The organism is Vibrio sp. QJM3NY_26, assembly GCF_057786005.1.
This window is the reverse complement of the sequence record NZ_CM173515.1, coordinates 1,723,647-1,748,714: the sequence shown is the minus strand read 5'-3', so window position 1 is coordinate 1,748,714 and position 25,068 is coordinate 1,723,647. Positions and strand designations below refer to the sequence as shown.

Sequence of the window (25,068 nt, the reverse complement as noted above, 5' to 3'; positions counted from 1 at the left end):
TGCAGGATTTTCGTGCTTGGGCTGAAACGTTCATGTAACAGCCTAAGCGCAGTAGAGATATTATCGGGTGATAATATGGTTGGATTCGAGCTTAAAGCTAAAAAATTATAGGTTAGACACCAACAACTGCGGTGTGGCCTTTTGTTGAAGATAGATGCTAAAGCGACTTCCTTTGCCTACCTCAGATTCAACTCGGATCTCGCCACCCGTTTGGCTCAAGATACTTTGAGATACTGACAAGCCTAAACCTGTACCGTCACGTTTGGTGGTGTAGAAAGGTGAAAAGATGCGTTTCAATTGTTCTTCTTTGATACCACACCCTTCATCTTGAACATGAACGATTGCACCATGAGACACGCCATTCTCCACCCAGTCTTCACTTGAGATAGTCAATGTGCCCTGTCCGTCCATGGCATGAATCGCGTTCATCTGTAGGTTAACCAAAATCTGCAAAAGTTGGTTTCGATTAACTTCCACAGACGTTTTAGCATGCAGTTGTGATACGTAGACAATGCCTTTCTTTTTCGCGCCTGTTTTTACGAGCGTAATACTCTCATCCACGATTGGATTAATGTGTTGCCAAGTGATCTCATCTTGTACACCACCATGACGGCTATATTGAAGCAGGCTTCGTGTGATATTTCGAATTCGGTCGATCTGTTCCATGATGGCGTGGACTTCTTCGTCTACACGAGCGACTTCGTCACCGAGTTCAAACTTCATCAATTCGACGTTGCCAAGAATCACCGCTGTCGGGTTGTTAATCTCATGGGCGATGCCCGCGGTTAATTCGCCTAGCGCGGCTAATTTTTCATTGACCACCAGCTTGTCTCGAGCTTGGTTTAATAGTTTGATATGTAGTTCGAGTTCTTCGGTTTTCTCTTTCAAGCTAGCAGTACGAGAATGAACCTTACATTCGAGTTCTGAAGCGGCTTGTTGGATCTCTTGATTACGTTCGTGCAGCAAATCCAACATCTTATCGAATTGTTTAGCGAGCAAAGTCAGCTCGTGTTGATCGTTCAAACCAAGAGTACCAATTCGCTTGTCTTGCCCCATCTGAACTAGCTTCACCACTTTGTGAATGCGTTCAATTGGGTTGAAAAGATCACGCGCACCACGGTGAACGATCAAACCAGAAGCCAGTAACAACAACACAATCGTAATACTGATTTCACCAAGGTTGGTTAAGTATGTTTCCACCAATGGCCAAATCAAATAACCGGTATAAAGCATGCCGATGACGTTATCGAATTGGTCATGAATCGGTTGGTACGCAGTGATGTACCAAGCGTCGTAAACATACGCTCTATCTAGCCACTCTTTGCCTTCATTCAATACTTTAGAATGAACCTCGTGAGAAACACGAGTACCAATTGCGCGCCCTGCACTTTCTTCACTGCTCAGCGGTACATTCGTACTCACACGTAGGTCATCAAGAAACACAGTAACGGTGCCAATACGACGATTGAACCCCTCGCGTTGCGGATAAATGAGATTGCTGATCTGATCAACCAACTGTGTGCTGTTATTAAGGAGGATCCCCCCATCAAGAAAACCAATTACGTGATCATTCTTGTCACGAATCGACACAACGGTGCGGCTAACCAAACCCCGAGTTTCAACGTTTTGACTATTGAGCATTGGGACTTCGGCTTGCCTGGCAAGGTTTTGGTCTAAATCGTTGAGTTCGTTTTGGCTCAATACACTAAAGAACGACTCTTTGTGTGTCATGTTGAGGTATTCAAGTTTTTTTTCCATGCTCTCGACGCTACGCCAGCGCAGGAAATCGAGTTCATAGCGAGATTTGTTTTCAGAAACCCAACGTGTGAGCTCTTCTTTCGAAATATCGCTCGTGAGTTTGATTCGGAAGTTGTAAGACTCAGCAAATGCTTGAACGTTATAGGCCTGTTGGTTCTGAATTAGATGGATACTGTTGTCGGCAACATCCAAACGCTCATCGACATCAATCAGAGCACCCTGCCACGTGTAATGTACTGACCAATAAAGTGTTATAGCGACAAGCGCACACAAGGTAAGAATGATGGGGGCTGATGTTAGAAATAGCAGGCGATAACGCACCATGGTTTTGAACCGGAACGCCCACTTTGTCCACCAATGACGTCTAATCGGCATATTCTGAGCCTTCTGTGTTCCACTCTTTGTACTTACGCTCTAGTGTTTTACGCGCCACACCGAGATCTCTCGCAGCTGCAGACTTATTGCCATCATGGAAACTCACCAGTTGTTCTATGTGAGATTTTTCTACTTCTTTGAGTGTCCAAGTGTTCGGGTAACCCTCAGCAGCGTCTACATTATTCAAGTTTGGTATTTCTGCTCCATGTGACACCGTCACTGAAATGCTGGTTGGGGCTGGATCACCATTAATTTCGCGCCAATAGTGTGCTGGTGGCTTGTCTAAAAGAATGCATCTTTCGACTAGGTTCTTAAGTTCGCGAATATTTCCCGGCCATTCGTATTCATTCATTGCCAAGATATCTTCATGTGCCCAGTTTGGAACCGGCATACCCAGTTCACTTGATAAAAGACGAGTGAAGTATGGAACAAGCTCTATCAGATCAGACGGTCGTTCTCTCAATGGCACAACATCAATCTTAAGTACATTGAGTCGGTAGAACAGATCGCGACGGAAGTGGCCTTTATCGACCTCTTCTTGAAGGTTTCGGTTAGTCGCCGCCACCACACGTACGTCAACGGCAATTTCTTTCTCGCTACCGACAGGACGAATAGTACGTTGCTCTAACACACGTAACAGCGCTGCTTGCATTGGCAGTGGCATTTCACCGATCTCATCAAGGAACAAGGTGCCACCGCTTGCGACTCTGAATAGACCTTCACGGTTTTTCTTCGCGCCGGTAAATGCGCCAGAGGTATGCCCGAATAGCTCACTTTCTAGAAGTTCAGGCGCAATTGCACCACAGTTGATTGGCACAAATGGGCCACTACGCTTGCTGGCTTCATGTACACCACGAGCAACCAGCTCTTTACCCGTACCTGACTCACCTTCTATAAGAACTGATGCTCTCGACGGTGCAAATTGACTGATCAGCAATTTGAGCTGTTTAGTCTTGTCTGAATTGCCGATCAATTCGGTCTTGATATGACGGCTAACATCACGCTTCAACGCATACTGCATTCTTTGATCAAGGCGCTTGTCCATACAACGCAGAACCGCTTGTATCATTTGTTCGAGGTTGAACGGCTTAAGAATAAAATCTGAAGCACCAAGCTTAAGCGCAGATATCGTCATCTCTAAATCAGCATAACCTGTCATGAAAATCACATCGGCACGTTTGTCGTTGTCGTTAAACGCCTCTTCCCACTCAATACCAGACCGACCTGGCAGGTTGATATCAAGAACAATCAGATCAAAATGCTCGCTCGAACGCAGTATTTCGGCTTCTTCAACCGACCCCGCACTCGATACCTTGCCAAAGAACTTACCCAGTGCTTTCTTTAAAATAGCTTGCATACCTATTTCATCATCCACAACCAAGACGGAAAACGCTTGATATTGAGTCAATGTGTTCGGGTTGAGGTTGGGTGCAGATGAACTAGGTAAAGACATAATGATTAGCCGGTGGGGAAAGTTGGGACAGAGTGTACCAATTAACCTTTTGTGCAACAGGGACAATGTGCGACATTTTGTCCTAGCTCATGTTTTGATTCATTTTAGAGGGCTAAATGACGCAGTTTTGTCCGAAATAACAGCAATTTAATGAGATCTGATGCATTATTTATTGGCATTAAGATTGCTTATAAGGTGTAGATTTCTAATTACAACAATTAGCGTCTTATGCACATGCCCTTTTTTGAGCCCTTTAAAACTGAAGGCATGTCATTCATTTATAACAGAATGGACATAATAATAATGAAAGCAATTCCCCTAACTATTGCAGCTCTATCTATCGTCAGTTACACGGCTAGCAGCGCGGAAGACACCACCCATATCAAATTGGCAACAACCACAAGTACCTACCACTCAGGTCTACTTGACTACTTATTGCCTGAGTTCGAAAAAGATTCTGGTATCAAAGTTGATGTTTTAGCGGCGGGTACAGGTAAATCACTTCGCATGGGTGAGAATGGCGATGTAGACCTAGTGATGACTCACGCACCAAAGGCTGAAGCGAATTTCGTTGAACAAGGTTACGGGGTTCTACCTCGCAAGCTGATGTACAACGACTTTGTCATTGTTGGTCCTCAAAGCGATCCAGCGAAGATCGAATCTCAAAAAGCAGTGACTGATGTGTTCAAAGCAATCGCGAACAATAACGTGACCTTCGTTTCTCGTGGTGACGACTCTGGTACTCATAAGAAAGAGATGGGTATTTGGGCACAAACTAAAATGGAACCAAACTTCGGTGGTTATCGCAGTGTTGGTCAAGGCATGGGCCCTACTCTGAACATGGCGTCAGAGATGCAAGGCTACACCATGACAGACCGTGGTACTTGGTTGGCTTACCAAAACAAATTGGATCTTAAAATCCTTTTCCAAGGTGACAAGAACCTGTTTAACCCTTACCAAGTGATTCTTGTTAACCCAGAACGCTACCCGAGCATCAACTACCAAGCTGCGAAAGTATTCAGTGACTGGCTGGTTAACCCTAAAGGTCAGAAACTGATTAACGACTTTAAACTGCACGGCAAACAGCTGTTTGTTGCGAGCGCAGAATAGTTTGTTGCAAGCTTAGAATAGTTGATTGTAAGCAATGAGTCGTTAGTTGTAAGTAAAGCGTAGCGTTGAAGGTCTAGCCAAAACTAACAAGCACTACACTTAGCTAAACAGTTAACGAAACACTCTTAAAAACAATAGCTGGCCAATTCAAGCTCAAATAGTTTGTGTCAGCTATGATTAACATCAGTCATTACCGATAAAGACCTATTATCGATTCACACGAGATACTTCATGACCCTATGGCAAACAACGATTGATGCAATGAACCTACTAGTGAGTTTTGACCACGAATTGTGGAAAATCGTCGCGGTATCTTTCAGCGTATCTTTGTCCGCCATCTCATTAGTGATTGTTCCTGCAATCCTTATGGCTTTCTTATTGGCTTATACCGAGTTCCCCGGGAAGTGGGCATTGTTATCGGTGATCAACACCCTGCAAGCTATCCCAACCGTGGTTATCGGTTTGTTGATGTACATGATGCTCTCTCGTTCTGGCCCACTCGGTGATTGGCAACTGCTGTTTACGCAAAAGGCGATGATTCTGGGTCAGATGCTGATCTGTTTCCCTATTCTGGTTGCTATGATGCATGGCGCGCTGCAAGCCAGTGACCGCCGAGCGGTTGAAACGGCGCGCACGCTTGGCGTATCAACGACTCGTGTGGCGTGTACGTTAATTTGGGAAACGCGCTTCCCTCTTTTAGCTGCAACTATCGCTGCCTTCTCTCGTATCGTCACTGAGGTTGGTTGTTCAATGATGGTCGGTGGCAACATTATGGGGATGACAAGAAACATCCCAACAGCTATCGCTATGGAAAGCCACAAAGGCGCATTCGCTCAAGGCGTCGCCCTCGGTATGGTGTTATTAGCATTGGCATTAGCCCTTAACTTTTTCCTTTCCAGTGTGAGAGGAAAAGGCTACTTGAGAACTTAGGAACGCTGTCATGAGTATAAAAATAACAACGCAGCAAATTTCAATGCGCTACAAAGAGCGTGTTTTGTTCCACATCCCAGAACTGTCGATCGGCCCTAACGATGCTATTTATCTCAAAGGCGATAACGGTGTTGGCAAAACGACCCTACTTAAAATCTTGTCAGGATTGATCAAGCCGAGCTCTGGCCGTATTCAGTCCCCGACACAAAGCTGGCAGCAGATCTTATTCCCTAGGCTCAAGTTCAAAGACATTATATACCTGCATCAAACCCCCTATCTTTTTGATGGTTCGGTGTACCAAAATGTCGCTTATGGTATTCGCTTTAACAAAGAGAGCCAAAAAGATAAGCGAGCTCAAATAATTAATGCGCTGAGAATGGTAGGTTTAGAAACCTTGGCAGATGAACACATTTCTGTGTTGTCTGGTGGTGAGCGTCAACGCGTTGCAATGGCACGAGCCTGGATTCTTAAGCCGTCAATCTTGCTTATGGATGAACCAAGTGCCTCTTTAGACAAAGAATCTATTGAAAGATTGGTGATAATGGCCGAAGATCTTCTTCAAAGAGGCGCGAGTTTAGTCATCACTAGTCACCAAACTAACGCGTTAACCGACTTATGTAAGAAGCAATGGTGGATCAAAGACAATACTTTGACCGAATCGCCGCTTCTGCAAGTTATTCAGAAAGATAAAGCACAAGAGAATATTTATGCTGCTTCCAACGCAAACTAGTTGGGTTATTTTGGCTGGCGGACAGGCCAGCCGCATGGGCGGAAAAGATAAAGGACTTGTTGAGCTCAACGGTTCTCCGCTTATTCAATACGTTATAAACAAGCTGTCACAGCAAGATGTCAGCATCACTATCAATGCCAACCGTAACTTAGACAGTTACCAAGCATTTGCTCCGGTTGTTTCCGATTCCTTCCCTGACTATCCAGGTCCATTGGGCGGCATTCATGCTGGCCTTAAAAACGCGAGTACAGACTGGGTCGGCTTTGTCCCTTGCGACAGCCCACAAATCAGTGACGACCTTGTTGAGCGTTTTTGTTCTGCAGTTAAAGAAGACAGCGACATTCTTGTCGCGCATGATGGCGAATTTAAGCAACCTGTATTCACCCTATTCCACAAACGTGTTCTGCCAAAGCTAGAAGCGTTTTTGGAGCGTGGTGATCGTAAAATCATCTTGCTATACAAAGAATGTGTCACGGAATATGTCGATTTTAGCGATTCTCCTAACTGCTTTGTTAATCTGAACACGCCAGAAGAACTCACCCAATTTGGAACGCTTCAATAATGAAAGATTCAAAACAACGCCCTAACCTTCCTTTATTGGGCTTTGCTGCTTACAGCGGCACAGGCAAAACAACGGTGCTTGAAGCGTTGCTGCCTCTGCTGACTAATGCGGGTTTAAAAGTGGGTGTTCTTAAACACGCTCACCACGATTTCGATGTCGATAAGCCAGGTAAAGACAGCTACCGCCTACGTAAAGCGGGCGCAAATCAAATGCTGATCGCTTCGCGTAACCGTCACGTGATGATGACAGAAACGCCAGAAGCCGAAGCTGATTTTGATTACCTACTGACACGTTTCGATACCAACACGCTGGACTTGATTCTGGTTGAAGGCTGTAAGAACATCGCTTTCCCAAAAATTGAATTGCACAGAGACGAAGTTGGCAAACCTTGGTTGTATCCAAACGATGACAACATTATTGCGATCGCTGCAAACAGGCAAGTTGAATCAGACTTGCCACAAATGGCGATCAGCGACTTAGAGGCAATTCGTGATTTCATCATTGAATATGCTCAGTCATTCGACCCTTCATCGAAAACAAGCAAAACAGCGTCGTGTTCATCTTCAAAAGACGATTCACCTGTTGTGTGTTGTGACTCCTTCTCTCCTGCTGGCCTAAGCGTTACGCAAGGTCAACAAAAGATAGTCGATAGCATTGATGCGCTCGACCTCGCTGAGAGTGTTGAATTACTACAAGGCTACGGGCGTGTGCTGGCTGAAGATGTTATTTCACCAATCAACGTACCTCAGAATACTAACTCTGCAATGGACGGCTATGCGATCCGTAGCGAAGACCTAGAATTGGACAGCTACAACATCGTTGCTGAAGTCATGGCTGGTCACAGCTACGAGCAAACCGTTCAACAAGGTGAAGCCGTTAAGATCATGACGGGCGCTCCAATGCCTGAAGGCGTTGATGTGGTTGTGATGCGTGAACAAGCCGTTCAAGATGGCGACACAGTTAGCTTCCCTGACGCTAAAATCTCGGTTGGACAAAATGTCCGTATGGCGGGTGAAGATTTAGAAATCGGCCAACCTGTCTTTACTCGTGGTACACGCATCGAAGCACCTGAAATGGGCATGATGGCGTCGTTAGGTTTTGGTAGCTGCCCTGTTCTACGTAAGGTAAAAGTCGGTGTGTTCTCTACGGGTGATGAAGTTCAAGCACCGGGTAGCGAGCAGAAGCCGAACTCTATCTACGACTCGAACCGTTTTACGATCATCGGCATGCTCCAAAAGCTAGGTTGTGACATTGTTGACTACGGCATCATTGAAGATGACGAACAAAAGATGATGGATGTACTTCACGCTGCGTCGTTAGAGACCGATATGGTTCTGACTTCAGGTGGTGTGTCTGTCGGTGATGCTGACTACATCAAACTCGCATTAGATAAGCTGGGTGAGATTAACTTCTGGCGCATCAACATGCGTCCGGGTCGCCCTCTTGCTTACGGCAAAATTGAAGACAAACCTTTCTTCGGTTTACCGGGTAACCCAGTTGCTGTGATGGTGTCGTTCATTAACTTTGTAGAGCCAGCGATCCGTAAGCTACAAGGTCAAACCAACTGGACACCAGTTAAAGCGAACGCGGTAGCGACCGAACAGTTGCGTTCACGCCAAGGTCGTACTGAGTTCAGCCGTGGTGTGTTCTCGATGAATGAATCGGGTGTGCTTGAAGTGAAAACGACGGGTAAGCAAGGTTCAGGTATCCTGCGTTCAATGAGCGAAGCAAACTGTTTAATCGAAATCTCACCAGCGGTTGATACGGTGAAAGTTGGTGAGACAGTGACGATCATTCCTCTGCAGGGGCGCGTTTAATTCAAAGCTTAATCAGCTAAGTTGACTTACCAGATCTTTAATTAACTTAGAAGTTCTTCGCCAAGACATAGATGAAGCCCCTTCTATCGAGCTTTCGATGTTATGGGGCTTTCTTTTCTGTTCGTTTTGTAAAAGACAATCTGTTCGTTCCTTTAAATGCAAAAAGCTTAAAAAGCCTTAAGCGTGAGAGCGTGAGAGCGTTAATCTTAAGATTTTTTATCATAACCTTGAGCCACGTACTGTTTTTATGTAGAGTGCGCGCAAAGTAATAATTCTATTGGAGAGCATCATGGCTCGTACCATTCTGTACACTTACAAAGACGAAGACAAAGAGTTACTGTTTTCGAAACAAGAACACCGCACGATCCAAGAAGCTGTAGCTGCAGCTGAAGGTATCGACATCACTGAGTATCTAAAAACTGAGCAACAGCTTGAGTTTATTTCTGATACTAAAGCGGTTCGTAACTACCAAGACAACTATTTCCGTAAGCTAGGCTTTACTAAGCTTACGTTGAAGCAAAAAGACAACCTTGGCGTTGGCAAAAAGAAGAAGTAAGCCCTCTGGCTCTTTTTCTTGATATGTAGCTTCTTGCTTTTCGTTTTGGGGTTAGTAGTTAATAGCTAACGAAACGAAAACACTGAACAATAAAAAATGCCGCAACCTCTTTCGAGATTGCGGCATTTTTATTTATGCTTTTAACTATCTAACCTTAATTCGCTTAACGGTAAGTAACGATTACTTAATGTTAAGGAATGCTGCGCCACGAACGCCGCCTGAATCACCGTGCTTCGCTTTGATGATTTTTGGACATTTCGCTACAGACAATAGGTATTTAGGAACACGCTTTGGCATCTCTTCGTAGATAAGTTCGAAGTTTGAAAGTCCACCACCTAGAGCTACAACATGCGGGTCAAGTGCAGTAAATAGGTTTGCGAAACAGATAGCCAATAGCTCCATGAAACGGTCAACGTGCTCAGCTGCTTTAGCTTCGCCTTCGTTGTACGCTTGGATGATTTCAATCGCTTTCTTTTTCTCACCGAAGTAGTGTTCATAAATCAGTTCAAAGCCGCGACCAGATAGGTAGCTATCTAAACAACCTTTCTTGCCACAACCACAACCCAATAGCGGTGCGTTGTCGCCAAGGTGGAACCATGCATCAATAGGAAGACGCATATGGCCGAGCTCGCCAGCAACGTGGTTACGTCCTGAGAATACTTTGCCATCAAAAACCAAACCACCACCAAAACCAGTACCTAGAATTAGGCCAGCTACTGATGGTTCATCTTTCAATTCATCATCCCACGCTTCAGACAGCGCAAAACAGTTCGCATCGTTCTCGATTTTAACACTACGACCAATCAACGCTTCTAAGTCTTTGCGTAATGGCTTACCTGTTGAAGCCGGTACGTTAACAACAAGCATGGTGCCGTCGTCCGCATCTTCCATACCAGGAAGACCAAGGCCAATTTTGCCTTCGCAAGAGAATTCGCTATCGTATTTTTTTACCAAACCGGCAATAGTATCAAGTAGCAGTTGATAATCTTCAGTAGGCGTTGGTACGCGTTCGGTTGCTACTCGCTCAAGTTTTTCATTGAACGCACCAAACTCAATTTTTGTGCCGCCAACATCAAAGCCGTAATACATGAAATCTCTCCAATTTTTCCCTAAATTCGGGCAAATAAATTTTTTAAATTAAACAACTAGGAAGCATTATCCATAACACTCCCCCTACAAACCGTGATAGATAACAAACTTATCTCGTGTTCGAATCTGTTTGAACAACAAGTCAGCACAAAGCGGTTAAAGGTTAGAGTGACGTCTCATTTTTAGTATGCTCTATGAAAGCATTCAGGCTTGGTTTGGTTGGATCCGATTTATAACGTGTCTTACTCAACATGTAGCTTTCACGAAATGCTTCAAACCATAGCTGTAAAGTCTTAGCGCCCTGCTCTTCACCAGCTTGTTTCAAGACTAAGCTCGCTACTTCGGCCGTTGATAGATGTTGTTCGTTGTCTGACTTACGCATCATATATTGAGAAACCGATTCCGGTTCAATCGACAACACAGGTAAATCTTGCAAATACTCTGAGCGACGGAAGATACGTCGTGCTTCTCGCCAGCTGCCATCAATGAAAATCAGCAACAGTGTTTTGTTTGGGTCACGCATTTGTGGCAGATCTTGAACCACACGCTTTTTGTCGTCGGTATAGTCTTCAGGGAATACGATCACAGGTTGGTATTTGTCATCTTTGAGGACATCCAACATCTCTTGATTTGGCTCAGTACGATGCCAAAGGTAGGCGTAACTGTCCTTAACAGTATCAACAATCAAACGACCAGTGTTACTTGGCTTTAAGATTTCGTTGTCTGACAAGATCAACATAGTCGCGACGTTCGTATTTACGTCTGGTTGATGCTCACAGATACAGCTGTCTTGTTTGATTTTACAGAATTCACATCGCACGACTTTACACCCGCGCGCATTAAACGGTTTGGTAGCAATGGACAAACGATGTTGATATAAACGATGAAAAGCGTGGATTCTCATGAACAATAACGATAACTCTAGAAAAGTGGCACGATTGTACTTACAGTGTCCTTAGAATGATAGAAGGAATTCCCATGCAAGACCCATCACTGCTTCGCCTTGTTTGTTTTATTGTCGTTTTTGGATTGTGTGCGCTTTGGGAATGCCGTTTTCCGCGTAAAACACTGACTCAAAGCAAATGGTTTCGTTGGGGGAATAACTTTGCGCTGGTTGCTTTGAACAGCTTTCTATTAGCCACTCTAATTCCTATCGCAGCATTCCAAGCGGCGGTCATTGCACAAGAAAACCAATGGGGTCTGTTCAATACTCTGTCACTTCCTAAAGGACTCACCATTTTGATCTGCGTATTGCTGTTAGATTGCGCCATTTACCTGCAGCACTTGGTGTTTCACCGTGTTCCTTGGTTGTGGAAGCTACATCGAGTTCACCATGCGGACCTAGATATCGATGTCACAACCGGAACGCGCTTTCACCCTATTGAGATGATTCTTTCAATGCTCATCAAAGTGAGTTTGGTAATCGCACTTGGTGTCCCTGTCATTGCAGTCGTGATATTTGAAATTGTTCTTAATGCGAGTGCGATGTTTAACCACAGTAATGCACGTCTTCCGCTATGGATTGATAAGCGATTGAGAAAAGTGATTGTGACACCTGACATGCACCGCGTTCATCACTCGGTCATTGTGAAAGAAACCCATTCAAACTTTGGTTTCTTTTTATCTGTGTGGGACATCTGGTTTAAGACTTACCGCGCTCAGCCAAAGCTTGGCCACGATAACGTTCAGATTGGCGTTCCAGAGATTCAAGATGATAAAGAACAACGGTTAGATCTGATGCTACGTCAGCCATTTGCACGATTCCCTGCAACGAAAGACTAGGTTCTAATACACCTGAGTCTCAAGCTTGTATTGAGATCGAACTTACTTAATTCCCAAAAAACGCCCTTAAATTCTTACAAGAATCTAAGGGCGTTTCTGTATCAATAGAACTAAAAGCGGCGGTAGATTAGTGCTTCAACTATTGTACTGTTTGGCTAACTCGGCAGAATCGTTTACTTTATTTCAGCACGCTCGTTTACCTCAGCACGTACTTGTGAAGCATAGCTTGTTGGTGTCCTGCTATCTCACCAACTTGCTCTGAACTCTCGATCATAGATTCAAGTTGCAGCTTAGTATTCTCACCCTGCTCAGACACACGAGTGATTGAATGCGTTACATCGACAGTCGCACGGGCTTGTTGTTCGGTTGCCACCATGATTTGCTCAACACGTCCTTTGATCTGGCTAACCGCGAATTCGATTTTCTCGAAGGCTTGTTTTACATCGCCACTGGTTTCCAGTGCATTCGCCATTTCGCTTCTCGATTCTGTTACAGAAGCACGTGAGCGATCAGCCGCCGCCACCAATTCGTTCATCATATTACGAATATTAGTAGTTTGCTGGGAGGTACCACTCGCCAGTTTTCGTACTTCATCGGCAACCACTGCAAACCCGCGGCCTTGATCTCCTGCTCGCGCTGCTTCTATTGCGGCATTCAATGCGAGTAAATTGGTGTTTTCAGCAATACCACTGATCACGTCGACCATTTCACGAATCTGTTTAACGCGAATATCCAAGTCCGTCATCGATTCTTGATTCAGGCTAAGAGATTGCTCGAGTGCTTGTAATCGCTTCTGATTAAGGCCGACCACTTGGCTACCATTGACTGATTCGTTTTCTGCTATCTGCGCGTCGTCATTCGATGCGTTAGAGATACGAGCAATCTCACCAATGGACGCTTCAAGTTCTGTAATTGTGGTGATCATATTCTGTAGCGATTCGTTCTGCTCATTCAAGCTTGAATTGGTTTGCTCGGCAGCGTCATGGCTTACTTCAGCGGTTTGATAGAGCGTTTCACAATTACGCGTTACCAAACGAACCGAGTCAGCGGTGGAATCTACGACCGTATTGAGTTTCGAAGTAATAACCTGTAACTCTAGCGGCCCGAGTAGTTCACTTTGTTTAGAGAAATCATGATCTGCCAGCGAACTCAGTTGTTGAGTAATGTTTTTCAGCCCTTTATTCATCCAGCGACGTAATACAAACCATGAGAGCACGATGATTATGGCTATCACTAGCCCGCTGATAAACAATACACGATCAATGTTGGTAATGGTTTGATTTACAACGAGTTCACTTTCATCAATCAGTTTGGAGGCTGTAGAAGACAACTGATTCAGTGTGCTGATGACGGTATTCGCTAGGGTGATGACTTGCGTTAAGTTTTGCTCTTGCTGCTGAACCAGTTCGAGTTTCAAGAGGATTTGTTTGATTATCCCTTGCTCGGTGAAGCCTTCTTTCACCATTTCGTAAGGCGCCGTCAAGCTTGCGAATTCAGCGATGTCTGGGTGCCAATCGGCAAAATCGCTGTAAGCTAAGTTTAAGCCTGCGATTCGGTTTCTCAATTGACGGTATTCGTCTTGTGCTTTATCAATGTCAGATTGCATCATCAACATCAAGAAGGTGTTCGCCATAGCAGACGCACTGGATGTAAATCGGTTCGCTGCATCGCTCGCTTCTGGGTTGTCTTCAACCAAGAATGAGCTGATTCGGTTCATTTCAGGCCCGATCGAGCCAACACCATAACGAAACTCGCCCATTTTACTGTCGATTAGGTTTTGCTTACTTTGAATCTCAATCTGTGCCAGCAATACCGTATTAGTCATGGTTTGCAGTTGCGCCATATCATCAATAAGGTTTTGTTGTTGCTCTAAAGAGATCGCATCAGGAAAAGATTGGGAGATAAAAAGGAGTTCCTCAAGCGTGGTATTACTCTCTGTTGCGAGTTGGTCAATTGAAACCCTTGTCGAATTCAGCGTATCTAAGTCGGTTGACTGGGTGCTATAGGTGAGAAGTTTCACTTGCTCTAATACGCTTTGCGTTAATTCGGCGTTGTGTAAGGCAAGGGGTAATGCTTGTTCTGAAAGTGCATCAAAATGTCCCCCGACCCGTTCAACTCCCCGAATGCTAACCATTGACAAAAAACTAACGAGTAAAAGAATGGAAATAAATACAGCAGTGACGGTTTGAATGAGCGAAAATGTATAACGTGAGGGTTTTATTGATAAATTTGTGTCGGGCATGTGAAATCCAGTTTGACTACGAAAAGAGATATCCTTAAGTTAGTTCGTATACTAGAAGTCCTTGATGACGTTTTTATTTCAGTTTTTTGTCAGAAGAGTTACATATGAAATTCAGAAAAATGGCTGTAGTTACAATAACTTTAGCAACATTGGCTGCTTGTAGCTCGACGCCATCCCCTTCTCAGCTTAGTCAAACCGCACAGAAACCCCTATCAAAGTCAGAACAATTGACTACCAATGCGTATATGAGTGTGTATGAGCAGTGGAAAGGTGTGCCATACCATTTTGGTGGAACATCATTTCGAGGCGTAGATTGCTCCGCTTTTGTTCAAATTGCCGTGCAAAATGCAACTCAACAAGCCTTACCAAGAACCACAAAAGATCAGAGTAAAAAGGGAAAAGAAATAGCGTATGGGCAAGCAACAAGCGGAGATTTGGTATTTTTCAAAACGTCGATGACGGTAAGACACGTAGGTGTGTATTTAGGAAATAATCAATTCCTACATGCTTCGACATCGAAAGGTGTCATTATATCGAGGTTGGATAACCCTTATTGGGCTTCTAAGTTTTGGCACTTTAGGCGTTTATAGCGGTTTAAAGACTTAACCGCTAGACGAGGTCATTTTTAAAGCTACGACGTAAACGCCTATCATCGTGAACATAATCATCGTGAAAAAATGACTAACGAGGAAATGGACAAATAGTTAGTCGTATTTAGCGACAGCAGAATCAAATAGATTCTTCACTAGCGCGATGTATTCATCTAGAAATACAATTTGCTCGTTGGTCGCTTTCTTAGCCCATACACCCGCTAATACTTCGCCTAAATCCGCTACCACAGCATCGGCTTCTTTCAAAAGTTGAAAACGAACACTCGAATGCAACTCTGGATTTTGCTCAAAAATAGCCATGATGTTTGTTGAAATCATGTCTGTGATGATGTCTTCAACACTCTCATTTCCTGTATCGCCATTACTATTTGTAAAGACATCCAGATTAAACGATAAGTGCTCGATCAGAGCCAAATAGCCATCGGTTTCTACAACCACAATAAATCTCCGTTTTAAGCTCAAGAGCAGATTAATACGTACTTGCTTAATACTATGTAAATGAAGCGATTTGTCATCACTTTATTACCAAAAACCGTATTAAAATGATCCTAGTTAGTATTTCAGCTTAAATATTAAACCAATAGCTGAATATATACATGTCGCTAGATGTCTGTTGGTCAAGATACTTGTAGATTCAGCACGTCATCATTACTCGGCTATTAAAGAGTTAGTAAAGAGCTAGCAAGCTCAGGTGGTCACGTGCCCTATCGTTAACTATAGTCGTTTCAACCTACTCTAATAGCACATTTAAGTTGATGCGTAGACAATAACAAGCTCCAACTACTTTTCCAGTTTGTTTCGACCAAAACCGTTTCGATTGTGAGGCCAGTTCCAAACAATTCTATAACTTTGCCTTGCCAATTTCTGTTTGTATTTCAAAGAGCTTGAATCAGGCCGAGTTCACAAATCAGCCAATTGATTCTACATAAGATGAAGAACAGATAAGAACATTGACGAGTACGTCTATAAATTGCTCAAATTTATCCTAAACTATGGCTAACAAACAGTATTTCTAACCTTCAATTTTTTAACTTTCAGTCTTTGAGGATTTCCTATGTGGCAGGCCATTTCTCAACAACTTTCAGATACTCTTCTATTCAACTTTCAGATTACTGAACGTACAAAGGTTTCTGGTGGTGACATTAACGATTGCTATATGATTAGCGATGGTAATGAACGCTACTTCGTAAAAGTGAACCAGCGAGAATTTTTACCTAAGTTTGAAATCGAAGCTGAGAACTTACGCTTGTTAAGAGAAACTTCCACCGTTTATGTGCCTGAGTTGGTACTGATTGGTAAAACCAAAGAATGCTCATTCATTATTCTCAATTACTTGCCAACCAAGCCGCTTGATACGGGTAATAACAGCTTTGATTTCGGCGTGCAGCTTGCTCAGCTTCATAAATGGGGCGAGCAAAAAGAGTTTGGTTGTGACCAAGATAATTATATCGGTAGTACGCTTCAGCCTAACCCTTGGCATAAGAAATGGGGTCGCTTTTTCTCTGAACAACGCATCGGCTTCCAACTGCAATTGCTAAAAGAGAAAGGCATTGAATTCGGTGATATTGATGACATCGTTGATGTGGTGAATATGCGTCTTGCTGGCCACAATCCTCGCCCTTCTTTACTTCATGGTGACCTATGGAATGGCAACGTAGCGAATTCAGCCTTTGGGCCAATCTGTTACGACCCCGCTTGTTATTGGGGTGATCATGAATGTGACTTAGCGTTAACGGAATTGTTTGATGGGTTTCCAAAAGAGTTTTATGAAGGTTACCAGAGCGTCAATCCACTCGACGTTGGCTATACTGATCGGAAAGACATTTACAACTTGTACCATCTTCTTAACCACTGCAATCAATTTGGCGGCGAATATTTAGCACAAACTGAGGCGTGTATTCAGAAGATACAGGCCGTTTAATACCAATCACAGCTAGCTGTTGCGGTCTATACAAGCTACTGCGATCTTTAAAGCTAATACGATCTTTAAAGCTAATACGATTTGGACAAGATACAGTGAGGAGAATTAGCCATGCATAAATACACAGAGAAACATGTCTCGTGCCCCCACTGTGGGCATGCAATCAGCATAACGCTCGATGCTTCTAATGGGAGCCAAGATTTTTATGACGATTGTCCGGCGTGTTGCAATGCCATTCATCTCGATATGCAGGTAGATGAAGTCAGAGATAGAATTAACCTCTCAATTGATGCAGACGACGAACAAGTCTTCTAACACCTACTCTCTTGTCGAGTTGGAGCTACGCTTCGATTTTGAGGCTAGCCTAGAAAAACACAAATAGACAAAAATAGAAAAAGAGCACCTAATGTGCTCTTTTTTAATATCTTCGACTTTTACTTGGTGTCGCTTTGGGGGCAAATGCTATTGATAAACCGTCACTACTATTTCTGCTTTGCTAGTACGCGTTCAACAGTATCAACAATCGCTTGTGTTTGAGGATCAAACTCAATGTTTACTTGGTCGCCTACTTCACGGCCGCCAAACAGAGTGCGATTCAGCGTTTCTGGGATCAGGTGAACAGAGAAGCGGTTATCTTCCACTTCACCGATTGTCAATGAACAACCATCAACGCCGATGTAGCCCTTGCTCAACACATACTTCATTGATTCTTGCGGCAGCTCAAACCAAAGCGTACAGTTATTTTCTGTCTTAATCACATCAACGAGGTTAGCCATCAGAGTAATGTGGCCAGACATACTATGTCCGCCAATTTCGTCACCAAACTTTGCTGCACGCTCAACATTCACTTTGTCACCAACATTCAGTTGGCCCAAGTTCGTCAATCGCAATGTGGCTTGCATTAAATCAAAAGCAATCTGATTGCCCGAAATTTCCGTTACCGTTAAGCAACAACCGTTATGAGCTACTGAGGCACCAATTGCTAATCCCTCAACCATTTCATCTGTTAACTCAATGGTATGAGTCTGAAACAGCTCTTTTTTGTTTATTGCAACCAGTGTTGCCATGCCTTGAACGATACCTGTAAACATAAGATTCCTATTTAGCATTCTAATAACAGTTTTTCATAGCAGTTATTGTGACATTTCTTTATGATTCGTCCAGTGGAAGCTTAAGATCATTGCCTCTGATTCCTTCAGAATGTCCTTTCCTACACTATTATTCTAATTTTCCCTCTTATTTGGAGTTGTTTGTGCATCGTTACAAAGAAGAATCCTCGAATCTAATCAAACTTGCGACCCCAGTATTGATTGCATCTGTTGCACAAACCGGAATGGGTTTTGTTGATACCGTGATGGCCGGTGGCGTAAGTGCTATCGATATGGCAGCGGTTTCGATTGCAGCAAGTATCTGGCTACCATCAATATTATTTGGTGTAGGTCTTTTGATGGCGTTGGTTCCTGTTGTTGCACAACTGAACGGTTCAGGCCGCCAAGTCAAAATCCCATTTGAGATTCAGCAAGGTGCATTTTTGGCACTCGTCATCTCGTTACCTATCATTGGCGTGCTGTTCCAAACGCAGCTGATATTGGAATTGATGGACATTGAGCAACTCATGGCAGATAAGACCATCGGCTATATGAACGCGGTGATGTTTGCTGTGCCTGCGTTTTTGCTGTTCCAAACATTGAGAAGTTTTACTGATGGTATGTCTTTAACTAAGCCTGCCATGGTGATCGGTTTTATCGGCTTACTATTAAATATTCCGCTAAACTGGATGTTCGTATACGGGAAACTTGGAGCCCCTGCTTTGGGTGGTGTTGGCTGTGGCGTTGCAACGGCTATCGTCTATTGGGTGATGTTTGCTCTGCTGTTCGCTTACGTTTTAACATCAAAGCGTTTGGCTAAAATCAACATCTTCGGGACGTTCCACAAGCCTCAACTTAAAGCTCAAATTCGTTTGTTTAGACTTGGTTTTCCAGTTGCTGCCGCTATCTTCTTCGAGGTCACGCTGTTCGCTGTGGTTTCCTTATTAGTTGCCCCATTAGGTTCATTGGTTGTTGCCGCACACCAAGTCGCGATTAACTTCTCTTCTCTCGTGTTTATGATTCCAATGAGTATCGGTGCCGCCGTGAGTATTCGTGTTGGCCATAAGCTTGGTGAAAACAACACTGAAGGTGCGAAGATCGCAACACACGTGGGTATCATCGTCGGTTTGGTAACAGCCTTTATGACAGCGGCATTAACAGTATTGTTTAGAGAGCAGGTTTCGTTACTTTACACAGAAAACACGGCAGTAGTTACCGTTGCAATGCAATTGCTGTTGTTCGCTGCGGTTTATCAATGTACCGATGCAATCCAAGTTATCGCTGCAGGTGCTTTACGTGGATACAAAGACATGCGTTCTATCTTCAACATTACCTTCGTAGCGTATTGGTTACTTGGTCTTCCTATCGGCTACATCTTAGGAATGAAAGATTGGATTGTTGAACCTATGGGCGCACATGGCTTCTGGATTGGTTTCATTGTCGGCCTAACATCAGCTGCCATTATGCTGGGTATGCGTTTGCATTGGATGCATAAACAAGACGATGATGTTCAGTTAGAATTTAGCTCTCGTTAGATTCGTACTTGCTAAACTGGTATCGCCGTTATTACATACAAAAAGAGCTCTGATTTTCAGGGCTCTTTTTGCTTACGGCTGTAAATGATTTAGGGGCGATTAGTTTATACTCAGGAGATTAGTATTCACTCTTCTCTCTAACAAAGCGCGCAAACTTGGGCTTTCCGTTTTGCGTAAAGCCGTTATACCGGAAGGTGATTTGACTGCCTATTTCAGGCGGTGCGAGTCTCATCTGGTCACTGAACCCGCTTCCAATATAAAATTCCACACCCTCTTCTGTGTGAACCAAAATCGAACCCATCATCCCTTTATACTTCCCTGTTCCGCCTTTGTAACCAATAACCGTGGCTTCCGCATCGTGATGCCTTTTAAGCTTTAAAAGGTCATTACTTCGACCTGCTTGATAGCGACTGGTGATCTTACGAAGCATCAAACCTTCGCCATTACTCTCATCGACATTATCGAGTTGTTGGAACAAAGCTTCTTCATTGTGAATCGGTACATGCTCGATGTAGCTGACATGAGGTTCTCCAATCATGCTTACCCAATGCAAGATGTTGTAATAGCGCTTTTGATAATCACCAGCAGCCCCCGGCATATCAAACAGCATAAAATCTATTTGGCGCCACGCTACGTCACTAGGCGTATGATCGAGGACGGTAGATTGGACTACGTGGAATTGACCTCTTCCTGCCCACAACTCCCCTTCGAGATGTACCTTAGGCAAGTTTTTTGTAAACCACTTCGGTGAGTAAATGCGATTTCCATTTCGAGTATAAAGGTGCTGTCCGTCCCAAAGAGCACGAATCCCATCAAGCTTTTCACTCTTCCAGTATTCAGAAACATCAATGCCTTGTTGGTATGTATTGGCCAGTACCAAATGGTCGGGAGGTAAATAGGATGAATGAGAAGAAAGCGAACACGCCCATAAAGTTGCTATCGCCAATTTAGTTAATCTCATCATCTGCTCCGTATTGATATCTGTAGTGGTCAACAAATGCCTTTAATCCTAAGCGTTCTGACACGTAGGTAGACAACCTTTGCGAGAAGATGCGATCCACACGCCAACCTTATTTAACTTTCAATTTCATTCATATAATTAATGGCTTATGGATCTCAAATGTTCACCCATTTTTAGTTCTCATATTGAGAAATCGACTTTCTCAATATGAGATAGAGATTAGCGTTTGATTTAAGTTATTGAAAAATATAAACATAAAAGTTGGCACATTCAGTGCAGTTGTCCATACATACTCAAAAGGAGATATCGCTATGGAACTACGTAAGATTGATTTAAATACAACGACACTGACTCTTTCTATCTTTGGTGATTTAGATGCAGCAGGTAGCCGTGATGCTCAGACCGATATTGACGATGTAATCTCAAATGATGGCCACCCTGAAATCGAAGTTGATTTTAGCCAAGTTGAGTTTTTAGATTCATCTGGTGTTGGCGCAATTGTTTACATGTTCAAACGCCTAACTGAGCGCGAGCGCAACATGCGACTTGAAAATGTGACTGGCCAGCCTCTTGAAATTATGAACTTGCTACGTATTGGCCACGCTATCCCAGTAAATTCAAAAAATCCTACAAATTCATGAAGATCCACTAAGCTAGAAGTAACAAAACATAATAATAAAAAGTAAAAACATAGGACGTTGGCATGAAAATACTGAAAAACTACATAGCCCTTTCTCTGTCTGCTTTGGTTCTAGGTGGCTGTACTAGCTACCCTGAACAAGGCACCGGCGGTTTGGCTGAAAGTTATGACTCTATTAACTACCAAAATTCCGACTTTTCTCCTGTCATGCCAGACGAACCTCTTGGTCCTGAACACGGACTACGTTTTGATTGGCAACTGGCTAAATTACATCTTGATGCCTTGATTCAAGAAGGCGCACGTTGGTGCTTCCCCGCTGCTGTTGTGCAAGCGATAGAGAAGCAAAATCGTATCGCTCGTGAACTGCAAGGTGGCCTGCTTCTAGATGCGGCCAACGACCTAGTCATTCAAAGAAAACGCTTAAATGAACTTGAAGTCCAACTCGACTATGTGACCTCACAAGCCCGCTGTGAACCACCAAAAAATGAAAACCAATTTAGAATGCAATTGTCGGTTATCGAACAGTTGTACGACCTGCTTAACGTTGACAACCAATTCGCGGAAAACTCTACCGAAGTCAATCCCAAGTACATGGGACGACTTGCCGAGGCGACCACACTACTGAAAGAGCATAAATCTCTAGACCTTGTAGTTACCGGCCATGCCGATGCCACGGGGACCGAAAAATTTAACGATGATTTGGCACTTGGACGTGCTAAACAAGTCGAACGCTACCTGACTATTTTTGGCTTAGGCGCTCAGCGAATCAAAGCAGTATCTGTGGGTGAAACCGTCCCCCTTTTTGAGGGTGAATCAGACGGTACGCGTTTAACTAACCGCCGAGTGAGTATCGAAGTTATCTCCCCTAAAAATGCCGAGAAAATGGGAGGTGGATTATGAAATTATTGATCGCTTTTATCATCACCCTATCGTTAAGCTTTACGAGTGTCGTGAATGCGAGCGAAGAGTTTTCAGACGCGGTTCAAGTCGGTGACCTTATCCAAGTTAACGTACCCGGTGAAAGTACGTTGAACACAGGGTTCCAAGTGGATAAACGTGGACGTATTACCCTTCCTGAAGTTGGCGCCGTATTTGTTGCCGGTTATGACAGTGAGCAGCTTAACAAAGTCGTTCTAGAATCACTGGCAACCGCTTATAAAGATCTTTCGAACGCTTCGGTCTACGTCAAAGAACAACAAATCATTATCTACGTGCAAGGTTATGTAGAACAGCCTGGCGAATACACACTGGCATTGGGTTCTAGCATCCAAATGGCGCTTTACGCAGCCGGTGGATTACGTCCGGGAGCACAACTGGACAAATTGATTCTTAAGCGAGGCGCGGACAAGAAAGAGTTTAACTACAAACGTTTCCTTGATTCAGGAGACGAGTCGACATTACCTACTCTGCAATCACTGGATTCATTGTTCGTTCCAGCTTCTCCATTAGTCGGTAACATTGAACAAGAGTTCGACGCAGCAAAGCTTGCTAACTCTGGTGATAGTGCCGATTCTCGCAATTCAATTAAAGTATTTGGCGAGGTAAACGCACCGGGTTCGTTCACTTATAAAGAGAGCACCGATCTTGTTGACGTACTAATGCGCTCGGGCGGTGTGACTCGTTATGCCAGTGTTGAGCAAATCCGAGTAATTTCAAATAACACGCCTACGTTGTTCAACCTCAAACGTTATTTAGATTCTGGTGACGAAAGCCTACTTCCAATCTTACGCCCGGGTGCAACCATTTTTGTGCCGAAGCAAGAAGAAGAGATCAAATCCGGCGCAAACATGGTTTACGTCATGGGTGAAGTTGCCGCTCCCGGCGCTTTTGAAGGAAAAAGAGACGCCACCTTCATGGATATCCTTGCGAATGCTGGCGGTCCGACTCGATTTGCAGAATCGCGCCAAATACGAGTGATCAAGGCGGATGGCAGAGTCCTTAAATTCGATTTAGCGGCTTACACAGAAGGTCTACCTAATTCTAATCCACCGAGCATTAAAGCCGGTGACGCTATTTTCGTTCCAGAGAAAACCGACATGAACGAGAAGTCTTGGTTGAAGATTGCACCAGACAGAGCGGTTAACGTTATCGGTGAAGTCAACCGACCAGGTCGTATTGAATGGTCAGATGAAATGAACTTCATGGGATTATTGGCTCACGTCGGCGGTCCTACGTTACGTGCTGACACCTCAAAAATTGAAGTCGTTACGGGTAGAAAGATGGTTGTGTTTAATCTTGATGATTTCATCAGAAATGGCGCGCCACGAGATCTGATGCCGCAAATTCGTGCAGGATCTATCGTCCGTGTCCACGACTTACCACAAGACCCTTCAGACAATAAATCTCAATGGGTACGTCAAAGCTCTGATGCTTCGATCTACATTTTTGGGCAAGTGAATGCGCCCGGTCGTTACCGCTTCACCAAAGACATGCACTTCCTTGATATCTTGTCTGCGGCTGACGGCCCTACTAAGGATGCCGATATACACAACGTTCGTGTCACTCATCGTGATAAAACCTACTCTAAAGTAAGCAAACTCAATCTATCGCTGTACTTTGAAACTGGTGACGAATCCTTGCTGCCAAACGTAACTACGGGTGACACCATTTATATCCCAGAAAAAGGTAAAAACTGGTTAGACACACCGAAAGAAGAAACCGTTCGTGTGCTTGGTGCGATTAACAACCCAGGTCGTTATGTGTTCAACGACAACATGACCATTCTAGATATATTGGCAGAAGCGGCAGGCCCTACTGACAATGCTTACGTAGAGAAAATTACCATTGTGAATATGTCTTGTTGCCAAGGTCAAGCTCGTACCTTCGACCTTGTTGAGTTCAGCAAAACAGCCAATATTTACAACTTACCTGTGCTACGCGCTGGTGACACCATTTACATCCCAGATCGTCGTGAAAGCTTTATCGAAAAAGCACGTGTCGGATTAGATGACATACTACGTATTACGACCACCATCGTACTAATAGGAGCTTTATAATGACTATTTCAGCAACCCATGCCGAAGTCGAGCAACTGTATTTAGCTTCTGAACTTAACGGACAGAAATCGATTTGTGTGACTGCCTGTCATTCAGGTGACGGCGTAACCTCTGTTGCAACTGCATTAGCAGAACGTTTTCTTCTTGCTGGTCACTCCACGCTTTATGTTGACCTCAACTTATACAACCCCGCTTTCAAAGATTTGAACATGTTAGAAGACAGTCAACAGGGGCAGTTAATAGAACATGTTGAGTCTCACCGGATGTTCATTGGTGTCCCGGCACCTCAAGTGGCATCAACACAGCTTGCTTATAAAGACCCGACAACGCTACAAACAGTAGTGAACAAATGGTTAGAGAAATACGATAGAGTCATCATCGATACCTCACCGCTTCTCAACATTAACAAAGGGAATATCCCTGCACAGTCTGTTGCGAGTGCCTGTGACAGCACATTGATGGTTGTCGCCTATGGTGAAACGTCAACTCACCACCTAGAACAAGCGAAAAAGCTGCTTGATGCTCAGAGTATCAATCTAATGGGCAGTGTGATGAACATGAAACAAACTCCTAGCTTTGCACAAGAGTTGGTAAGACAAATCAATCGAATGAAATTCCTTCCAACTAAACTTCGCGATAGCTTGGCAAACAAGCTGTATCAAAATGAGTTTTTAAACCTGCCGATGTAACTTTTTCGTGCCACTATAGCTTCTTGTACAACTATAGGTTTCTTACGCAACTGTATGGCTGTCATTGATACCATGACAGCCACCTATCCTATTAAATTTCAAGCCGCGACAGCTCTAAATACCCCAAAACCAAATTGGGTGTTTTTGGCGAAATTATTATTGAAAATAAGATTTTAAAAACCATTCAACGCATTTCACACACGCCAACCATGGTCTTACCACC

General features: G+C 43.8%; 23 protein-coding genes. 15 read left to right on the top strand and 8 right to left on the bottom strand.

From position 1 onward, the window contains the following. Window positions 1-105: 105 nt before the first annotated feature. Window positions 106-2,133 carry a sensor histidine kinase gene (locus AC3CH4_RS07955; RefSeq protein ID WP_488542775.1) on the bottom strand — a complete coding sequence of 676 codons (2,028 nt, stop codon included), beginning with the start codon at window positions 2,131-2,133 and terminating at the stop codon, window positions 106-108. Next, a complete protein-coding gene (locus AC3CH4_RS07950) occupies window positions 2,123-3,586 on the bottom strand; it encodes a sigma-54-dependent transcriptional regulator (RefSeq protein WP_237290425.1) in 1,464 nt (487 codons plus the stop codon). Before AC3CH4_RS07950 ends, AC3CH4_RS07955 begins: the two co-directional genes overlap by 11 nt. Window positions 3,587-3,889: 303 nt before the next feature. On the opposite strand from AC3CH4_RS07950, the gene AC3CH4_RS07945 reads away from it, so the two are divergent. The 6 genes from AC3CH4_RS07945 (at window position 3,890) to AC3CH4_RS07920 (ending at window position 9,291) form a co-directional block, all read left to right on the top strand. Continuing rightward, on the top strand, window positions 3,890-4,696 hold the full coding sequence (locus tag AC3CH4_RS07945; protein WP_017077255.1) for an ABC transporter substrate-binding protein: 807 nt from the start codon (window positions 3,890-3,892) through the stop codon (window positions 4,694-4,696). A gap of 231 nt (window positions 4,697-4,927) precedes the next feature. After that, window positions 4,928-5,626 carry an ABC transporter permease gene (locus AC3CH4_RS07940; protein WP_004733772.1) on the top strand — a complete coding sequence of 233 codons (699 nt, stop codon included), beginning with the start codon at window positions 4,928-4,930 and terminating at the stop codon, window positions 5,624-5,626. 10 nt (window positions 5,627-5,636) lie between these two features. Next, window positions 5,637-6,356 carry an energy-coupling factor ABC transporter ATP-binding protein gene (locus AC3CH4_RS07935; RefSeq protein ID WP_488542774.1) on the top strand — a complete coding sequence of 240 codons (720 nt, stop codon included), beginning with the start codon at window positions 5,637-5,639 and terminating at the stop codon, window positions 6,354-6,356. Next, on the top strand, window positions 6,334-6,918 hold the full coding sequence (mobA, locus tag AC3CH4_RS07930) for a molybdenum cofactor guanylyltransferase MobA (RefSeq protein ID WP_004733776.1): 585 nt from the start codon (window positions 6,334-6,336) through the stop codon (window positions 6,916-6,918). The genes AC3CH4_RS07935 and mobA overlap by 23 nt, the downstream gene beginning before the upstream one ends. Next, the gene (locus tag AC3CH4_RS07925) at window positions 6,918-8,735 is read left to right on the top strand and encodes a bifunctional molybdopterin-guanine dinucleotide biosynthesis adaptor protein MobB/molybdopterin molybdotransferase MoeA (RefSeq protein ID WP_488542773.1); all 1,818 of its coding nucleotides are present in this window, start codon (window positions 6,918-6,920) and stop codon (window positions 8,733-8,735) included. Before mobA ends, AC3CH4_RS07925 begins: the two co-directional genes overlap by 1 nt. Window positions 8,736-9,024: 289 nt before the next feature. After that, window positions 9,025-9,291 (top strand): DUF2960 family protein, encoded by a 267-nt coding sequence (locus AC3CH4_RS07920; protein WP_004733780.1) that lies wholly within the window; start codon window positions 9,025-9,027, stop codon window positions 9,289-9,291. Between the two features lie 180 nt (window positions 9,292-9,471). Here the strand turns inward: AC3CH4_RS07920 and nagK are convergent, their stop codons facing one another. After that, window positions 9,472-10,380 (bottom strand): N-acetylglucosamine kinase, encoded by a 909-nt coding sequence (nagK, locus tag AC3CH4_RS07915; RefSeq protein ID WP_004733781.1) that lies wholly within the window; start codon window positions 10,378-10,380, stop codon window positions 9,472-9,474. A gap of 163 nt (window positions 10,381-10,543) precedes the next feature. Next, window positions 10,544-11,290 carry a tRNA-uridine aminocarboxypropyltransferase gene (locus AC3CH4_RS07910; protein ID WP_488542772.1) on the bottom strand — a complete coding sequence of 249 codons (747 nt, stop codon included), beginning with the start codon at window positions 11,288-11,290 and terminating at the stop codon, window positions 10,544-10,546. A 68-nt stretch (window positions 11,291-11,358) separates the two neighbouring features. Between AC3CH4_RS07910 and AC3CH4_RS07905 the strand changes: the two genes are divergently transcribed. Further along, window positions 11,359-12,162, top strand: a complete 804-nt coding sequence (locus AC3CH4_RS07905) for a sterol desaturase family protein (protein ID WP_488542771.1) — start codon at window positions 11,359-11,361, stop codon at window positions 12,160-12,162. A 196-nt stretch (window positions 12,163-12,358) separates the two neighbouring features. Here the strand turns inward: AC3CH4_RS07905 and AC3CH4_RS07900 are convergent, their stop codons facing one another. Then, the gene (locus AC3CH4_RS07900) at window positions 12,359-14,404 is read right to left on the bottom strand and encodes a methyl-accepting chemotaxis protein (protein ID WP_488542770.1); all 2,046 of its coding nucleotides are present in this window, start codon (window positions 14,402-14,404) and stop codon (window positions 12,359-12,361) included. 104 nt (window positions 14,405-14,508) lie between these two features. Here AC3CH4_RS07900 and AC3CH4_RS07895 point away from each other — a divergent pair, with 104 nt between their 5' ends. Then, window positions 14,509-14,994, top strand: coding sequence for a C40 family peptidase (locus AC3CH4_RS07895; protein ID WP_488525457.1), 486 nt, complete (start codon window positions 14,509-14,511; stop codon window positions 14,992-14,994). 114 nt (window positions 14,995-15,108) lie between these two features. Here AC3CH4_RS07895 and AC3CH4_RS07890 read toward each other — a convergent pair whose 3' ends face one another. Then, window positions 15,109-15,453, bottom strand: a complete 345-nt coding sequence (locus AC3CH4_RS07890; protein ID WP_004733787.1) for a DUF3802 family protein — start codon at window positions 15,451-15,453, stop codon at window positions 15,109-15,111. Window positions 15,454-16,069: 616 nt separating this feature from the next. Here AC3CH4_RS07890 and AC3CH4_RS07885 point away from each other — a divergent pair. Then, entirely contained in the window at window positions 16,070-16,936 is an 867-nt protein-coding gene (locus AC3CH4_RS07885) for a fructosamine kinase family protein (RefSeq protein WP_054547752.1), read from the top strand. A gap of 111 nt (window positions 16,937-17,047) precedes the next feature. After that, complete coding sequence (locus AC3CH4_RS07880; protein WP_004733789.1) at window positions 17,048-17,251, top strand: CPXCG motif-containing cysteine-rich protein; 204 nt, start codon at window positions 17,048-17,050, stop codon at window positions 17,249-17,251. 167 nt (window positions 17,252-17,418) lie between these two features. On the opposite strand, the gene AC3CH4_RS07875 is transcribed toward AC3CH4_RS07880, so the two are convergent. Continuing rightward, the gene (locus AC3CH4_RS07875) at window positions 17,419-18,027 is read right to left on the bottom strand and encodes a riboflavin synthase subunit alpha (RefSeq protein WP_114633546.1); all 609 of its coding nucleotides are present in this window, start codon (window positions 18,025-18,027) and stop codon (window positions 17,419-17,421) included. Between the two features lie 161 nt (window positions 18,028-18,188). Between AC3CH4_RS07875 and AC3CH4_RS07870 the strand changes: the two genes are divergently transcribed. After that, a complete protein-coding gene (locus tag AC3CH4_RS07870; RefSeq protein ID WP_488542769.1) occupies window positions 18,189-19,559 on the top strand; it encodes an MATE family efflux transporter in 1,371 nt (456 codons plus the stop codon). Between the two features lie 118 nt (window positions 19,560-19,677). On the opposite strand, the gene AC3CH4_RS07865 is transcribed toward AC3CH4_RS07870, so the two are convergent. Next, the gene (locus tag AC3CH4_RS07865) at window positions 19,678-20,520 is read right to left on the bottom strand and encodes a DNA ligase (protein WP_488542768.1); all 843 of its coding nucleotides are present in this window, start codon (window positions 20,518-20,520) and stop codon (window positions 19,678-19,680) included. A 311-nt stretch (window positions 20,521-20,831) separates the two neighbouring features. Here AC3CH4_RS07865 and AC3CH4_RS07860 point away from each other — a divergent pair, with 311 nt between their 5' ends. The 4 genes from AC3CH4_RS07860 to AC3CH4_RS07845 all read left to right on the top strand — a co-directional run bounded on the left by AC3CH4_RS07860 (window position 20,832) and on the right by AC3CH4_RS07845 (window position 24,845). Then, window positions 20,832-21,161, top strand: coding sequence for an STAS domain-containing protein (locus tag AC3CH4_RS07860; RefSeq protein WP_004733793.1), 330 nt, complete (start codon window positions 20,832-20,834; stop codon window positions 21,159-21,161). Window positions 21,162-21,223: 62 nt separating this feature from the next. Then, window positions 21,224-22,060, top strand: coding sequence for an OmpA family protein (locus tag AC3CH4_RS07855; protein ID WP_017086732.1), 837 nt, complete (start codon window positions 21,224-21,226; stop codon window positions 22,058-22,060). Next, window positions 22,057-24,156: an SLBB domain-containing protein gene (locus AC3CH4_RS07850; RefSeq protein ID WP_488542767.1), complete on the top strand. Its 2,100-nt coding sequence runs from the start codon at window positions 22,057-22,059 to the stop codon at window positions 24,154-24,156. The genes AC3CH4_RS07855 and AC3CH4_RS07850 overlap by 4 nt, the downstream gene beginning before the upstream one ends. Beyond that, window positions 24,156-24,845, top strand: a complete 690-nt coding sequence (locus AC3CH4_RS07845) for a P-loop NTPase family protein (RefSeq protein ID WP_065205216.1) — start codon at window positions 24,156-24,158, stop codon at window positions 24,843-24,845. Before AC3CH4_RS07850 ends, AC3CH4_RS07845 begins: the two co-directional genes overlap by 1 nt. Window positions 24,846-25,068: the final 223 nt, after the last annotated feature.